General features: G+C 72.0%; 11 protein-coding genes. 5 read left to right on the plus strand and 6 right to left on the minus strand.

Features of this window, described 5'->3' with window-relative positions; all coding sequences use genetic code 11:
- From ACMATS_RS08895 to ACMATS_RS08920, 6 genes are all read right to left on the minus strand, one after another.
- Positions 1-1,392, minus strand: a complete 1,392-nt coding sequence (locus ACMATS_RS08895) for a M20/M25/M40 family metallo-hydrolase (RefSeq protein ID WP_390778089.1) — start codon at positions 1,390-1,392, stop codon at positions 1-3.
- A complete protein-coding gene (locus tag ACMATS_RS08900; protein WP_414167575.1) occupies positions 1,385-2,221 on the minus strand; it encodes a M55 family metallopeptidase in 837 nt (278 codons plus the stop codon). Before ACMATS_RS08900 ends, ACMATS_RS08895 begins: the two co-directional genes overlap by 8 nt.
- A gap of 50 nt (positions 2,222-2,271) precedes the next feature.
- Positions 2,272-2,979 (minus strand): class I SAM-dependent methyltransferase, encoded by a 708-nt coding sequence (locus ACMATS_RS08905; RefSeq protein WP_414167576.1) that lies wholly within the window; start codon positions 2,977-2,979, stop codon positions 2,272-2,274.
- Between the two features lie 269 nt (positions 2,980-3,248).
- A complete protein-coding gene (locus tag ACMATS_RS08910; RefSeq protein ID WP_390778092.1) occupies positions 3,249-5,663 on the minus strand; it encodes an MFS transporter in 2,415 nt (804 codons plus the stop codon).
- A 234-nt stretch (positions 5,664-5,897) separates the two neighbouring features.
- Positions 5,898-6,356, minus strand: coding sequence for an SRPBCC family protein (locus ACMATS_RS08915; RefSeq protein ID WP_336413954.1), 459 nt, complete (start codon positions 6,354-6,356; stop codon positions 5,898-5,900).
- Between the two features lie 378 nt (positions 6,357-6,734).
- Positions 6,735-7,343 (minus strand): HEAT repeat domain-containing protein, encoded by a 609-nt coding sequence (locus tag ACMATS_RS08920; protein ID WP_390778093.1) that lies wholly within the window; start codon positions 7,341-7,343, stop codon positions 6,735-6,737.
- Between the two features lie 395 nt (positions 7,344-7,738).
- Between ACMATS_RS08920 and ACMATS_RS08925 the strand changes: the two genes are divergently transcribed.
- The 5 genes from ACMATS_RS08925 (at position 7,739) to ACMATS_RS08945 (ending at position 15,277) form a co-directional block, all read left to right on the plus strand.
- Positions 7,739-9,550, plus strand: coding sequence for a 3-hydroxyacyl-CoA dehydrogenase family protein (locus ACMATS_RS08925; protein ID WP_414167577.1), 1,812 nt, complete (start codon positions 7,739-7,741; stop codon positions 9,548-9,550).
- A gap of 85 nt (positions 9,551-9,635) precedes the next feature.
- Positions 9,636-10,490, plus strand: coding sequence for a TetR family transcriptional regulator (locus ACMATS_RS08930; protein WP_414167578.1), 855 nt, complete (start codon positions 9,636-9,638; stop codon positions 10,488-10,490).
- 450 nt (positions 10,491-10,940) lie between these two features.
- Entirely contained in the window at positions 10,941-12,278 is a 1,338-nt protein-coding gene (ccrA, locus tag ACMATS_RS08935; protein WP_414167579.1) for a crotonyl-CoA carboxylase/reductase, read from the plus strand.
- 9 nt (positions 12,279-12,287) lie between these two features.
- Positions 12,288-14,300, plus strand: coding sequence for a protein meaA (locus ACMATS_RS08940; protein ID WP_414167580.1), 2,013 nt, complete (start codon positions 12,288-12,290; stop codon positions 14,298-14,300).
- Positions 14,297-15,277, plus strand: coding sequence for an HpcH/HpaI aldolase/citrate lyase family protein (locus ACMATS_RS08945; RefSeq protein ID WP_414167581.1), 981 nt, complete (start codon positions 14,297-14,299; stop codon positions 15,275-15,277). Before ACMATS_RS08940 ends, ACMATS_RS08945 begins: the two co-directional genes overlap by 4 nt.

Genomic DNA, 15,277 nt, shown 5'->3' on the forward strand with positions numbered 1-15,277 from the left:
TCAGTTCACCGAGCTGTCTTCCTCACGTCGTGCCCGTTCATTGTGCTCATCCATGGGCTCATCCATGAAGTAGCGGTCGAGGACGCGGACGCCGAAGTGCAGAGCCTCGACCGGCACCCGCTCGTCGACGCCGTGGAACATCGCCTGGTAGTCGAAGCCGGCGGGCAGCCGCAGCGGGTTGAAGCCGTACCCCGCGATGCCCAGGCGCGAGAACTGGTTGGCGTCCGTTCCGCCGGACATGCAGAACGGGACCACCCGCCCCTCCGGGGCGAAGTGCTCGATCGCCGCCTTCATGCGGGCGAACATCGCGGTGTCGACGGGCGCTTGGAGCGCCTCGCCCTTCTGGTAGTACTCCCAGTCCACGTGCGGCCCGGTGAGTCGGTCGAGGGTGTCCCGGAACTCCTCCGCGGCGCCGGGCACGATCCGCCCGTCCACGTGGGCGGTGGCCGTGCCGGGGATCACGTTGACCTTGTATCCGGCGTGCAGCATGGTCGGGTTGGCGCTGTTGCGCACGGTCGCCGCGACCAGCCTGGCCGCCGCGCCCAGCTTGTGCAGCAGGAACTCCACGTCGAAGTCCGGCGCGTCCGGGTCGGCGTCGATGCCGTGCGCCGCGGCGAGTTCGCGCAGCGCGGACCGGACGAGCGGGGAGAGCCGGACCGGCCACTCGTGCCCGGCGATCCGCTGGACGGCGGCGGCGAGGTGGACGATCGCGTTGTCGGTGTTGACCTTCGAGCCGTGCCCCGCCGTGCCGTGCGCGGTCAGTTTCAGCCAGGCGGTGCCGCGCTCCCCCGCACCCACGGGGTAGAGCTCCAGACCGCCGTCGCCGTGGAAGGTGTACGCGCCGGACTCGCCGATGCCGACCGTGCACCCCTCGAACAGCCCGGCGTGCTCCCGGACGAGGAAGTCGGCCCCGGTGAGGGCGCGGTCCTCCTCGTCGGCCGTGAAGGCGAGCACGACGTCGCCGCGCGGGCGCACCCCGGCCCGGACCCAGGAACGCACCAGGGCCAGCACCATCGCGTCCGCGTTCTTCATGTCGACCGCGCCGCGGCCCCAGACCACCCCGTCGCGGACCTCGCCCGAGAAGGGGTGGACGCTCCACTCGGCGGGCTCGGCCGGCACCACGTCCAGGTGCCCGTGGACCAGCGTCGCCGCGGCGCCCGGGTCCGAACCGGCCAGGCGGGCCACGACGTTGGCCCGCCCCGGCTCCTTCTCCAGCAGCACCGGTTCCAGGCCCGCCTCGGCGAGCCGCTCCGCCACGTACTCGGCGGCCGGGCGCTCCCTGCCGTCCCCGCCACCGCGATTGGTGGTGTCGATCCGGATCAGGTCCGAGGTGAACCGCACCACCTCGTCGAGCGCGAGCCCGTCCACCCGGTCCGCCGTGCCGTCATCCATAAGCTTCCTCCACCGCCGCCGACACGACGGTCGTGACCGCCTTGAAGCAGCGGATGCCGTCGTACATGGTCGGCGTGGTGAAGGCGATCCGGCGCTCGCCGCACTGCGCGACGCCGGGCACGCAGGTCGCCTGGCCGGCGAGATGCTCGGCGTCGAACTCCAGCTCCCAGGCGAACGGCCCGCCTCGCACCGGCTCGTGCCGCACGGCGAGCCCGGCGGCCTCCTTGGCCGCAGCCCGGATGTCGGCCGCCGTACGGGCCGGCGGGCGGCACACGGCCGCATACCGCGAGACGTAGTCCTTGACCGCGACCGAACGGGCCCGGGGCGCATACCCCTTGGCGTCCTCGCACGTCCGGTCGTCGCCGGTCACCAGCACCACGGGCACACCGTATTCGGCCACGACCAGGGAATTGAGGAACCCTTCGCTGGCGCGCGTGCCGCCCACCCAGACGCCGGTCAGCGAATTGGCCAGGTACGTGTGCGCCAGCACGCCCTCGGCGCCGGCCGCGGCGTGGTAGCCGACGAAGGCGATCCCGTCGACGTCGCCGTGCTGCACGCCCTCGACCATACTCAGGGCCTTGTGCTTGCCGGTGAGCATCTCGGCCCGTTCGTCCAGCTTCTCCAGCAGCAGATTGCGCATGCTCCAGTGCGCTTCGTTGACGAGGACGGTGTCGGCGCCGCCGTCGAAGAAGCCCTCGACGGCGGCGTTGACGTCCGAGGTGAAGAGGTGGCGGCAACGCTCCCACTGCGACGCCCCGGGCAGCACGTCGCCGGGCCAGGTGACCCCGGTGGCGCCCTCCATGTCGGCCGAGATCAGGATCTTTACCATGTCCCCGTTCTATCGCAGGAACGGGGACACGTCAGCGGAACGCGGGAGCGTCAGCCGCGGCCTGCCACGAACCACTCGCCCGGCAGGGCGCCGTGACCGCCGTCCGGGCCGGGCAGGGTGGTGACGATCTCCGCCGCCCCCGAGGCGAGGACCTCCAGGCCCGCGCCGCGCAGCAGCGCCTCGACCTCGCCGGGCTCCGTACGGGCCGGCTTCAGGTCGTGGGCGACGGCCGCGACGACCTGCTCCGAGGGCTGCCGGGCCAGCTCCTCGATCAACTGTCGTGCGGTACTGGCCACTTCCAGCACGAAGGCCCGGCCGCGGGCACCGACCAGCTCCGCCACGGCGGCCGCGACCGGAGCCCGGTCCTCCGGGTCGCACTGGTGGAGCACGGCGCGCATGTAGACGTTCACATCCCCCAGCTGCTTGTGCAGGGCGCGGACCTCGTCGATGTCCGCCAGGTTGAGCTGCTCGAACTCCGCGGACGTCGTCGCATCGACGCGCCGGGCGTACTCCACGGCGGCCTGGGACAGGTCGACACCGACGACGCGGGCGAAGCGGGTGGCCAGGTAACGGGTCTGGGTGCCGTTGCCGCAGCCCACGTCGACGATGGGGAGGGCGGGGTCGATGTGCGGGGTGAGCAGTTCGAGGTGCCGCTGGGAGGTGACGGAGGGGTCGGCATCCCAGAGGACCTCCCCCGGCGCGTCGGAGGCCTCGCTCCAGAAGCCTTCCCAGGATTGACGGTATCGATTATTCACCATGCGTTGAGTATCGAGTGCGGGGCGGGAGGGCGACAAGGGGGGTTTCGGCCCCGGTCCGCGCCCCGTAAGGGGCGCGGGGCTGTTGACATATGCGGCTCCGCCGCGTGGGCGCGACCAGGCGCCCCGTAAGGGGCGCGGGGAACTGCGCAACCAGCCCCCACCGGCCCGCAGCCGAAGCACCACCCCAGGGGCCCGGGGCGCAGCCCCGAGAACCCCGACTGCAGGCGCATCGTGGCTGAACGCGCAGTTCCCCGCGCCCCTTACGGGGCTCAGTCCGCGTGACCCAGCATCAGATCCCGCTCCGTCCGCCCGCCCCCGGCAACCTGCAGCACCGTGGCCACCGGCGGGTACCCCGCCGCGATCACCGTGTACTCGCCCGCCGACAGGTCCACGAAACGGAACGTGCCGTCCGGGCCCGTCACCGTCGAGTCGACCACGTTGCCCGCCGCGTCCAGCAGCGTCACCCGCGCGTCCTCCACCAGGCGGCCGCCGCCCGCGCGGACGGTGCCGCGCAGGACCGCGCCGCCCGCCAGCTCGATGTCCTGGCGGGTCTCGCGCGCGGACTGGACCGTCACCGGGAGCGCGGCCGGGCGGAACGCCGGAGCGCTCGATGCCAGCGTGTACTCGCCGGCGATCAACTCCGCGATGACATAGCCCCCTTCGGGGCCGGTCCGCGTCGAGGCGACGACCTCTCCGTGCACGTTCGTCAGCGTGACGAGCGCCTCCCGCACCGGTGAGCCGTCGGCGGTGCGGACCGTCCCGGCCAGGCGGCCGGCGCCGCCGAGGACCACGTCCAGTTCGACGGGGCGTTCGCCGACCGTCACGGTCACGGCCTGCGGCTGATGTCCGCCGGCCGCGGCGATGAGGACGTACGAGCCGGTGCCGGGGGTGCTCAGGGCGTACCGCCCGTCGTCGCCGCTCGCGCCGCGGCCGATCTGGCGTCCGTGGACGTCGATGAGGGTGATCGCGGCGCGCGGCACGGTGCTGCCGTCGAGGTGCTGGACGGCGCCCGTCACCGGGATGCCCGCGACGAGCGGGGGCGGCGCCGGGGCCGGGGTGACCGGGTCGATGAAGGATGCGGTGCGCGCGGACGGGATGGCGGCCTCGGGGGCGTTGGGGTGGGACACCAGTGGTTTCTCTTTCAGCAGGAAGGCGAGCACGAAGCCCACGATGAGCACCGGTACGAGGTAGAGGAAGATCCGCGGCATGGCCTCGGCGTAGGCCCGGACGTAGCCGTCGCGCAGGGATGCGGGCAGGGCGTGCACCAGCTGCGGGGTGATGGAGTCCGGGGCCGGGAGGTCCGCGCGGTGCGGGAGTTCGGTGACGAGCCGGGCGGAGAGGCGGTGGGCGAAGAGCGTGCCGAAGACGGCCGCGCCGAGCGAACCGCCGATCTGCCGGAAGTAGTTGTTGGCGCTGGTGGCGGTGCCGAGGTCCTGCGGGTGCACGGAGTTCTGCACCGCGAGGACGAGGACGGGCAGGGACAGGCCGATGCCGACGCCGAGGATGGCCATCCAGAGGCTGTAGACGATCCGGCCGGTGCTCGTGTCGAGGTGGGACAGCAGGTACATGCCCTCGGAGGAGAGGGCGAGGCCGAGGATGGGCAGCAGTTTGTAGTGACCGGTGCGGCTGATGAGGTGGCCGGCGAGGAGCGAGGCGACGACGATGCCGCCCATCATGGGCAGCATCAGCAGGCCCGATGCGGTCGCGCCGACGCCGTCGACCATCTGCAGGAAGCTGGGCAGATAGCTGGCGGCGCCGAACATGGCGACGCCGACGACGGCCCCGACGAGCGCGGTGACGGTGAACACCGGGTCGCGGAACAGGTGCGGCGGCATGATCGGTTCCGCCGCGAACTGCTCGACCACGGCGAACAGCAGCGTCGTGCCCAGCGCCCCCGCGCCGAGTCCGAGGATCGTGCGGGAGGTCCAGGCGTACTCGGTGCCGCCCCACGTGGTCAGCAGCACCAGGCAGACGGAGGCCGTCGTCAGCAGCAGGGCGCCGAGGACGTCGAAGCGGGCCCGGCGCGGCGGCCGGGGCAGCTTGAGGGCGGCGCCGACGACGGCGAGCGTGACGAGCCCGAAGGGGACGTTGACGTAGAAGCACCAGCGCCAGGAGGCGTGGTCGGTGAAGAAGCCGCCGAGCAACGGGCCCGCGACGGAGGCCAGTCCGTACGCGGCGCTGATCATGCCCATGTAGCGGCCGCGCTCGCGGGCCGGGACGATGTCGGCGATGATGGCCTGCACGCCGATCAGCAGCCCGCCGGCGCCGACGCCCTGCAACGCCCGGAAGGCGATGAGCTGTTCCATCGTGCGGGACCAGCCGGCCAGGCCGGAGCCCGCGACGAAGACGACGATGGCGAAGACGAAGACGGTCTTGCGCCCGGAGATGTCGCCGAACTTGCCGTAGAGCGGCAGGACGACCGTGGAGGTGAGGAGGTAGGCCGTGACGGCCCAGGACATCCTGCCGAGACCGTGCAGTTCGCCGACGATCTTGGGCAGGGCGGTGGCGACGATGGTCTGGTCGAGGGCGGCGAGGAGAAGCGTGAGCATCAGCCCGGCGAAGACCACGCGCACTCTCGCGGGGCCCGGCGGGGGTTCCCCGTCGACGGGTACGGTTGCGGCCGGGGGCGGGGGGAGTGTGCTGTCGCCCTTCACCACGGTGGTCTCGACGATGGACCCGCCCACGTAACTTCTCCCCTTCGTCGCGCCTGCGTTGCCGCCTTTTTCTCGCATTTAGCTGCAAGGGCGGGCAAGCGCGACGATTCACCCCAGATTGCCGTACAGACGGACTTTCCGCCGGTCGGAGCGGGGTCGGGGGCGGTCGGAAGGGGGAAGCCCGGCCGGGAAAACCACTCGAACCGGTGAGCCCGGAACGGCCTGTTCCGGTCCGGGCCCGGGTGCCGGGGATGCGGCAGACGCTCAGCCGGCGCTCTGCCCGCCCTCGGTCTCGGCCGCGAGGCGGGCGAGCACGGCGTCGTAGATGCGGCAGAGGCCCTTCGGTGCGAAGGTCCGCTCGAAGAAGCCGCCGATGCCGCCGGCGCCGTTCCAGACGGTGTGGACCACGGCCTTGGCGCGGCCCTCGCCGGCCGGGGTGACCGTCCAGGTCGTCACCATCGAGGAGTTGCGGTCCTTCTCCACCAGGCGGCCGGTGGACGGCTCGGAGACCTCCAGCAGGCAGTCACGGACCCGCTTGCTGGTGGCCTGCAGCTTCCAGTGCACCAGGGTGCCCTCGCCGTCGCCGCCCTCGCGCACCTCGTACTCGCTGAAGTGCTCGGGGAGCAGCTTGGGGCGGACGCCGCTGTAGTCCGCCAGCGCGTCGAACACGTCCTCCGCGCTCGCCGCGATGATCCGCTCCGTGGTCGCCTCGACCTGGCCCATGGCATTGTCCTCCGGACGTTTCGTACTTGGTGTGGGCTCAGCCAACCACCCTTGCGGGTAGCCGCCCAAATCCGGGTGCGGGGCACCGGGGCGCCCCGTCAGGGGCGCGGGGCTGTTTCGATGTGCGGCTCCGCCGCGTGGGCGCGACCGGCCACGACGCGCCTGCAGTCGAGGTTCTCGGGGCTGCGCCCCGGACCCCTGGGGTGGTGCGTCGGCTGCGGGCCGGTGGGGGCTGGTCGCGCCCACGCGGCGGAGCCGCATATCGAGAGGAGCCCCGCGCCCCTGACGGGGCGCCCGGCGCGGGCGCGTCGCGGCTGGTCGCGCCCACGCGGCGGAGCCGCACATCAAAACAGCCCCGCGCCCCTACGGGCGCGAGCCCTACCGCGGCGCCCGGCCCCCCAGGCGCGCCAGCGCCACCACCGCGGCGGGCCGCAACCGCTCATGCTCGCGCGCGGCCACCAAGGTGGCCTCCGCGCGCCGGTCGCCCAGCACCCCCAGCCCCTCCACGCACGCGCGGGCGACCGGCCAGCAGTGGTCGCGCGCCGCGAGCAGCCGCTCCAGCGTGGAGAGGAGCGCGGGCACCGACTCGGGGGCCCGCAGCTCGGTGAGCAGCCGCACCGGGTGCAGGGCGTACGCCGTGCGCAGCGGATTGGTGGCAAGGGCCGCCGCGGCCTTGGCGGTGCGCGGGTCGCGCAGCCGGGCCAGGACGCGCGCGGCCGTCGCGCAGCGCACCGGCTCGCGGTAGTTGAGGAGGAGGACCAGCGTCTCGAAGGCCCGGCGGTCGCCCTGGGAGCCGAGGGCGAAGGCGGCGATCTCCCGCGCCCACAGCGGCCGTTCGGGGGCGACGAGGACGTGCGCCAGCTCGTCGCGCGCCGCGCGGCCGTCGGTGCGGACGAGCGCGAGGAGCTGTTCGTACGCCGAGAACTCGGCAGGGGAGACCAGTTCGGCCCGTACCCGCTTCAGCAGCGCGCGGAATTCCTCTTCCATTTCCCGCTCTCCTCCCCGAGTGGCCTGGACCACATCGTAAGTCGCGCGCACAGCCCCTGGTGCTCTTGGTTACCCGTGAGTTAATCTCCCGGCAAGAGCGGGCCGCCCCTCCCCCGGCTACCTCCCCCAGCTACCGCTGGGAGGTGCCCCCAGGAGGTGCCCCCAGGAGGTACCCCCGGCTCTGGCGGCCTGGTGACGCAGCCGCCCCTGCATTGACGTCGGTTCGGCAGTACGGCAGGCCCCGGGACAGGGCCCGCCGCCAGCAACTCCCGTTCCGCGGACCCCCTTTACCCGTTACCCGTCCGCGGTTTTCCTCAGTCGCCGCGCCCCGTGCGGGGCCCGCCGGCCGCCGTCTCCCCCGTGTCCGCAGACGGGGGCTTCCCTTGGAGTCCGTGATGGACCGACCGTCCCGTCCCGATCCGTCCCCCCTCCCCCCGTTCCCGGCCGTCGCCGTGGTCGGCCTCGGCACCATGGGCACCGGCATCGCCGAAGTGCTCACCTGCTCCGGCCGGACCGTCGTGGGCATCGACGTCAGCGAGGCGGCCGCCGCCCGGGCCACCGCCGCGCTCCAGGCCGCGACCGCCCGTGCCGTGGAGCGCGGGCGGATCACCGACGACGAGCGCCGTGCCGCCCTGGCCCGCTTCCGCACCTCCTGCGAGCTGCGGGACGCCTCCGGCGCGGACCTGGTGATCGAGGTCGTGCCCGAGAACTACGCCCTGAAACACGAGGTGTTCACCGCCCTCGACGCCGTGGTGCGCCCGGACACCATCCTGGCGACCGGCACCAACGCGCTGTCGGTGACCCGGCTGGCCGCCGACTCCGCCCGCCCCGAACGCGTCCTGGGCCTGCACTTCTTCAACCCCGCGCCGGCCATGAAGCTGGTCGAGGTCGTCTCCTCGGTGCTCACCGCGCCCGGCGCCGTCGCCGCCGTCACCGCGCTCGCCCGCGAGCTGGGCAAGGAGCCGGTCGCGATCGGCGACCGACCCGGATTCGTCGCCGACGGGCTGCTGTTCGGCTACCTCAACCAGGCGGCCGCGATGTACGAGGCGCGCTACGCCAGCCGCGAGGACATCGACGCGGCGATGCGGCTGGGCTGCGGACTGCCCATGGGACCGCTCGCCCTGCTGGACCTGATCGGCATCGACACCGCCCGCACGGTCCTGGAGGCCATGTACGCCGCCTCGCACGACCGGCTGCACGCGCCCGCCCCGATCCTGGGCCAGCTGTCGGAGGCGGGACTGACCGGCCGCAAGGCGGGCCGCGGCTTCTACACCTACGAGGCCCCCGGCTCCGCCGTGGTCGTCGCGGATGCGGAGAGCCCCGGCGGGACGCGGGGCGCGACGGTCGGACGCGGCGTGCGGAGCGTCGGCGTCGCGGGGTCGGGAACGATGGCGAGCGGGATCGCCGAGGTGTTCGCCAAGAAGGGCTACGAGGTGGTGCTCGTGGCCCGCACCCCGGAGAAGGCGGAGGCGGCCAGGGCGCGCATCGCCAAGTCCCTGGCCCGCTCGGTGGAGAAGGGCCGGATCACCGCGGAGCAGCGGACGGCGGCGCTGGCGGCGGTCGCCACGGCGGGCTCGCTCGACGCGCTCGCGGACGTCGACCTGGCGGTCGAGGCGGTGGCGGAGGACCTGGAGGTCAAGCAGCAGCTCTTCGCGGCGCTCGACAAGATCTGCAAGCCGGGGGCGGTGCTGGCCACGACCACGTCCTCGCTGCCCGTGGTGGCCTGCGCCCGCGCGACCTCGCGCCCGCAGGACGTGATCGGCATGCACTTCTTCAACCCCGCGCCCGCGATGAAACTGGTCGAGGTGGTGCGGACGGTGCTCACCTCCGACGAGGTGCACGCCACCGTGCGCGACGTGTGCGCCGGAGTCGGCAAGCACGCGGTGGACTGCGGGGACCGCGCCGGTTTCATCGTCAACGCGCTGCTGTTCCCGTACCTCAACAACGCGGTGAAGATGGTGCAGGAGAACTACGCGTCGCTGGACCAGATCGACGCGGCGATGAAGCTCGGCGGCGGATACCCGATGGGACCGTTCGAACTCCTCGACGTGGTGGGCCTGGACGTCTCGCTGGCCATCGAGAAGGTCCTGCACCGCGAGTTCCGCGACCCCGGGCTCGCGCCCGCTTCGCTGCTGGAACACCTGGTGGCGGCGGGGCGCCTGGGGCGCAAGACGGGCCGCGGCTTCCGCGAGTATGCGAAGGCCTGACCCGGACGCCGGCTGGGGCGGACTGCTGGAGCCCACGGGCGGTCCGCCCCGGCACGCCCACTCGGACGCGTGTTACGTTCCCCACATGTCCCAGCCCGCCAAGTCCGCCCACGGCACCCGCGCCTCCCGGAGCGCCGCCGCATCCGAACCCGCCGCGCCCGCGAGTGCCCGGGCGCCGCGCAGCGCGAGTTCCCTGGGCGCCGGCTCCCGCCGTGCCGCAGCCCAGCGGCTCACCATGCGCCGCCGACTCGCAACGGCCGCCATGGAGTTGTTCGCGACCAAGGGCTACGAGGCGACGACGGTCGACGAGATCGCGGCCGCGGCCGGGGTCGCCCGCCGCACCTTCTTCCGCCACTTCCGCTCCAAGGAAGAGGCCATCTTCCCCGACCACGACGACACCCTCGTGCGGGCCGCCGACGTGCTGGAGGCCGCTCCCGCGCACGAGAACCCGCTGGACACCGTCTGCCGGGGGATCAAGGAGGTCATGCGGATGTACGCGGCCTCCCCGGCCGTCTCCGTCGAGCGCTACCAGCTGACGCGCGAGGTACCGGCGCTGCGCGAGCGCGAGATCGCCTCGGTGGCCCGCTACGAGCGGCTGTTCACCCGTTATCTGCTGGGCCACTTCGACGAGAGCGCCCACCACACGGGCGACGACCCGCTGCTCGCCGAGGTCGCCGCCTCGGCAGTGGTCACGGCGCACAACCACGTGCTGCGGCGCTGGCTGCGCGGCGGCGGGGAGGGCGATCTGGAGGCGCAGCTCGACCACGCGTTCGCGATCGTGCGGGCGACCTTCGGTACGGGGATCGGGGCGGGGCGGGACGCGGGGGCGCCTGCCGCTTCGGCGCGGGCGGAGGGGCAGGTACTGGTCACCGTGGCGCGTACCGATGCGCCGCTCGGTGAGGTCATGCGCACGATCGAGAGGGCGCTCAAGGAGGTTTGAGCGGCTGCGGGCCGGCTGTGGCTGGTCGCGCCCACGCGGCGGAGCCGCTGGGGGCACCCCCAGCGGTAGCTGGGGGAGTAACAGCCCCGCGCCCCTTACGAGGCGCGATACCACCCATATCGGCACAATGGCTGCCCCAACGGGGCGGCCATTGTTGCTCATTCGCGCCCCTCAGATGACATCTGAGAGAAATTGTTGGCACGCAGTGCCTTGTCGAGTGGCACGCGGTGTCATACGTTGTGCATGTCCGGGCGGCCGGCACGCAGACACCAACGTCGTGTGCCGGCTGTCCCCACAAGCACCTTGTGCGCCCGGACGCCTGCGTCACAGGCATCAGTTGCGCCACCAGCGCTCGCCGAGCACCACCCCGCCGAACCGACGGCACCGCCTCTGCACCACCCCCGACGTTCCCTCGAGCCGTTCGTAGACGTGCTTCGCCGGAGGCCCACCGTGAACCAGATACTCGACGCGATCCTCGCGTCCGACACATCGAGCGAGGACTTCGCCTCGCTGCCCGTCCCCGAGTCGTACCGCGCGGTCACCGTGCACAAGGACGAAGCGGAGATGTTCGCCGGACTCCCCTCCCGGGAGAAGGACCCGCGCAAGTCGCTCCACGTCGAGGAGGTGCTGGTGCCCGAACTCGGGCCCGGCGAGGCACTCGTGGCCGTCATGGCCAGCTCGGTGAACTACAACTCCGTGTGGACCTCGATCTTCGAGCCCGTCCCCACCTTCGCCTTCCTGGAGCGCTACGGGAAGCTCTCCCCGCTCGGCAGGCGGCACGACCTGCCGTACCACGTCATCGGCTCCGACCTGGCGGGCGTGGTGCTGCGCACCGGCCCCGGCGTCAACGCCTGGAAGCCCGGCGACGAGGTGGTCGCCCACTGCCTCTCCGTCGAGCTGGAGTCCGCCGACGGGCACAACGACACCATGCTCGACCCCGAGCAGCGCATCTGGGGCTTCGAGACCAACTTCGGCGGGCTCGCCGAGATCGCCCTGGTGAAGTCCAACCAGCTGATGCCCAAACCGGCCCACCTCAGCTGGGAGGAGGCCGCCGCCCCCGGCCTGGTCAACTCCACCGCGTACCGGCAGCTGGTCTCCCGCAACGGCGCCGGGATGAAGCAGGGCGACAACGTGCTGATCTGGGGCGCGAGCGGCGGACTCGGCTCGTACGCCACGCAGTTCGCGCTCGCCGGCGGCGCCAACCCCATCTGTGTGGTCTCCAGCGAGCAGAAGGCGGAGATATGCCGCCGGATGGGCGCCACGGCGATCATCGACCGCAGCGCGGAGGGCTACCGGTTCTGGAAGGACGAGCACGACCAGGACCCGCGGGAGTGGAAGCGGTTCGGCAAGCGCATCCGCGAACTCACCGGCGGCGAGGACGTGGACATCGTCTTCGAGCACCCGGGCCGCGAGACCTTCGGCGCGTCCGTGTACGTCACGCGCAAGGGCGGCACGATCGTCACCTGCGCCTCGACCTCGGGCTACAACCACCAGTACGACAACCGCTACCTGTGGATGTCGCTGAAGCGCATCATCGGCTCCCACTTCGCCAACTACCGCGAGGCGTGGGAGGCCAACCGCCTGATCGCCAAGGGGAAGATCCACCCGACGCTGTCGAAGACCTACGCCCTGGCCGAGACCGGGCAGGCGGCGTACGACGTGCACCGCAACCTGCACCAGGGCAAGGTCGGCGTGCTGTGCCTGGCGCCCGAGGAGGGCATGGGCGTGCGTGACGCGGAGATGCGGGCGCAGCACATCGACGCCATCAACCGCTTCAGGAACGTGTGAGACCACGATATGACTGAGCGTCAGAAGGATCGTCCGTGGCTGATGCGGACGTACGCCGGCCACTCCACCGCCGAGGCGTCCAACGAGCTCTACCGGCGCAACCTCGCCAAGGGCCAGACCGGCCTCTCGGTCGCGTTCGACCTCCCGACGCAGACCGGTTACGACCCCGACCACGTGCTCGCCCGCGGCGAGGTGGGCCGGGTCGGGGTCCCGGTCGCCCATCTCGGGGACATGCGGCGGCTGTTCCGGGACATCCCCCTGGAGCAGATGAACACCTCCATGACCATCAACGCCACCGCCATGTGGCTGCTGGCGATGTACCAGGTGGTCGCGGAGGAACAGGGCGCCGACATCACGCAGTTGCAGGGGACGACGCAGAACGACATCGTCAAGGAGTACCTCTCGCGCGGGACGCACGTCTTCCCGCCGGGGCCGTCCCTGCGGCTGACGACGGACCTGATCACCTACACGGTGAACCACATCCCGAAGTGGAACCCGATCAACATCTGCAGCTACCACCTGCAGGAGGCGGGCGCCACGCCGGTGCAGGAGATCGCGTACGCGATGTCCACCGCGATCGCCGTACTGGACGCCGTGTTCGCCTCCGGCCAGGTTCCCGAGGAGCGCAGGGGCGAGGTCGTCGCCCGTATCTCGTTCTTCGTCAACGCAGGCGTCCGGTTCATCGAGGAGATGTGCAAGATGCGGGCGTTCGCCCGTATCTGGGACACGGTCACCCGCGAGCGCTACGGCATCGAGAACCCCAAGCAGCGCCGCTTCCGCTACGGCGTGCAGGTCAACTCCCTCGGCCTGACCGAGGCACAGCCGGAGAACAACGTCCAGCGGATCGTCCTGGAGATGCTGGCCGTCACCCTCTCCAAGGACGCCCGCGCCCGCGCCGTCCAACTGCCCGCGTGGAACGAGGCTTTGGGGCTGCCCCGCCCCTGGGACCAGCAGTGGTCGCTGCGCATCCAGCAGGTGCTGGCGCACGAGAGCGACCTGCTGGAGTACGACGACATCTTCGCCGGCTCGCACGTGATCGAGGCCAAGGTCGGCGCCCTCGTCGAACAGTGCACGGCCGAGATCGCGCGCATCCAGGAGATGGGCGGCGCACTGGCGGCCGTGGAGTCCGGCTATCTGAAGTCCCAGCTGGTCTCCTCGCACGCCGAGCGGCGCGCCCGGATCGAGGCGGGCGAGGAGAAGATCATCGGCGTCAACTGCTTCGAGACGACCGAGCCCAACCCCCTCACCGCCGATCTCGACACCGCCATCATGACCGTCGACCCGGCGAACGAGGCCCGCGTCGTCGCCGCCCTGCACTCCTGGCGCGACGACCGCGACGAGGTGCGCGCCCAGGAGTCCCTGTCGGCCCTGAAGAAGACCGCGGCCGGGGACGGCAATCTGATGGCCGCCACCCTGGAGTGCGTCCGCGCGGGCGTGACGACCGGCGAGTGGTCCTGGGCCCTGCGGGACGTCTTCGGCGAGTACCGGGCGCCCACGGGCGTCGGGGGCGCCCCCGTGGCCGTGACCGCCGAGGCCGGCACCCCGCTGGCCGCGGTCCGCGAGAAGGTCGCGCGCACGGCCGCCGACCTGGGCTGCGGCAAGCTGCGCCTGCTGGTCGGCAAGCCCGGCCTGGACGGCCACTCCAACGGCGCCGAGCAGATCGCCGTACGGGCCCGCGACGCCGGGTTCGAGGTGGTCTACCAGGGCATCCGGCTCACCCCGGAACAGATCGTCTCGGCGGCCGTCGCCGAGGACGTCCACTGCGTGGGCCTGTCGATCCTCTCCGGCTCGCACGCCGCACTCGTCCCGGACGTCCTGGCCCGGCTGCGGCGCGCGGGGGCGGAGGACATGCCCGTGATCGTCGGTGGCATCATCCCGTCCGCCGACGCCACCGCCCTGCGGGCAGCTGGCGTCGCAGCGGTCTTCACCCCGAAGGACTTCGGGATCACGGAGATCATCGGCCGTATCGTCGACGAGATCCGTACAGCAAACCGGCTCGACCCTCTGGAGGTTTCCGCATGACCGCGTCTTCCACGCCTGCCCCCGTCAACCGGCTGCGCCCGCGCCGCTCCTGCCTCGCCGTCCCGGGCAGCAACCCGCGCTTCCTGGAGAAGGCCCAGGGCCTCCCCGCGGACATGGTCTTCCTGGACCTGGAGGACGCCTGCGCACCGCTGGCCAAGGAGGGTGCCCGGCACACCATCGTCGAGGCGCTCAACACCGGCGACTGGTCGGGCAAGACGCGCGTGGTGCGGGTCAACGACTGGACCACGCAGTGGACGTACCGCGACGTCATCACGGTCGTCGAGGGCGCGGGCCCCAATCTCGACTGCATCATGCTGCCCAAGGTGCAGGACGCCCAGCAGGTCGTCGCCCTGGACCTGCTGCTGACGCAGATCGAGCGGACCATGGGCTTCGAGCAGGGCCGCATCGGCATCGAGGCGCAGATCGAGAACGCCAAGGGCCTGGTGAACGTCGACGACATCGCCGCCGCCTCGCCGCGCCTGGAGACGATCGTCTTCGGCCCCGCGGACTTCATGGCCTCGATCAACATGAAGTCGCTCGTGGTCGGCGAACAGCCGCCCGGCTACCCGGCGGACGCCTACCACTACATCCTCATGCGGATCCTGATGGCGGCCCGTGCGCACGACCTGCAGGCGATCGACGGCCCGTACCTGCAGATCCGCAACGTCGAGGGCTACAAGGAGGTCGCCCGCCGCGCCGCGGCGCTGGGCTTCGACGGCAAGTGGGTGCTGCACCCGGGCCAGGTGGAGGCGGCCAACGAGGTCTTCTCGCCCTCGCAGGAGGACTACGACCACGCCGAGCTGATCCTGGACGCCTACGACTACTGCACCTCCGAGGCGGGCGGCAAGAAGGGCTCGGCGATGCTCGGCGACGAGATGATCGACGAGGCGAGCCGCAAGATGGCCCTGGTCGTCGCCGGCAAGGGCCGGGCGGCCGGCATGACCCGCACGTCCAAGTTCGAGATCCCGGAGGCGTGA

This window comes from Streptoverticillium reticulum (assembly GCF_047456005.1).
Classification (GTDB): domain Bacteria; phylum Actinomycetota; class Actinomycetes; order Streptomycetales; family Streptomycetaceae; genus Streptomyces; species Streptomyces reticulum.

Excerpts from the sequence above, each read along its gene's own strand:
- ACMATS_RS08895 (WP_390778089.1), bottom strand. The coding sequence starts at position 1,392 with ATGGATGACGGCACGGCGGACCGGGTGGACGGGCTCGCGCTCGACGAG.
- ACMATS_RS08900 (WP_414167575.1), bottom strand. The coding sequence starts at position 2,221 with ATGGTAAAGATCCTGATCTCGGCCGACATGGAGGGCGCCACCGGGGTC.
- ACMATS_RS08905 (WP_414167576.1), bottom strand. The coding sequence starts at position 2,979 with ATGGTGAATAATCGATACCGTCAATCCTGGGAAGGCTTCTGGAGCGAG.
- ACMATS_RS08915 (WP_336413954.1), bottom strand. The coding sequence starts at position 6,356 with ATGGGCCAGGTCGAGGCGACCACGGAGCGGATCATCGCGGCGAGCGCG.
- ACMATS_RS08920 (WP_390778093.1), bottom strand. The coding sequence starts at position 7,343 with ATGGAAGAGGAATTCCGCGCGCTGCTGAAGCGGGTACGGGCCGAACTG.
- ACMATS_RS08925 (WP_414167577.1), top strand. The coding sequence starts at position 7,739 with ATGGACCGACCGTCCCGTCCCGATCCGTCCCCCCTCCCCCCGTTCCCG.
- ACMATS_RS08930 (WP_414167578.1), top strand. The coding sequence starts at position 9,636 with ATGTCCCAGCCCGCCAAGTCCGCCCACGGCACCCGCGCCTCCCGGAGC.
- ACMATS_RS08940 (WP_414167580.1), top strand. The coding sequence starts at position 12,288 with ATGACTGAGCGTCAGAAGGATCGTCCGTGGCTGATGCGGACGTACGCC.
- ACMATS_RS08945 (WP_414167581.1), top strand. The coding sequence starts at position 14,297 with ATGACCGCGTCTTCCACGCCTGCCCCCGTCAACCGGCTGCGCCCGCGC.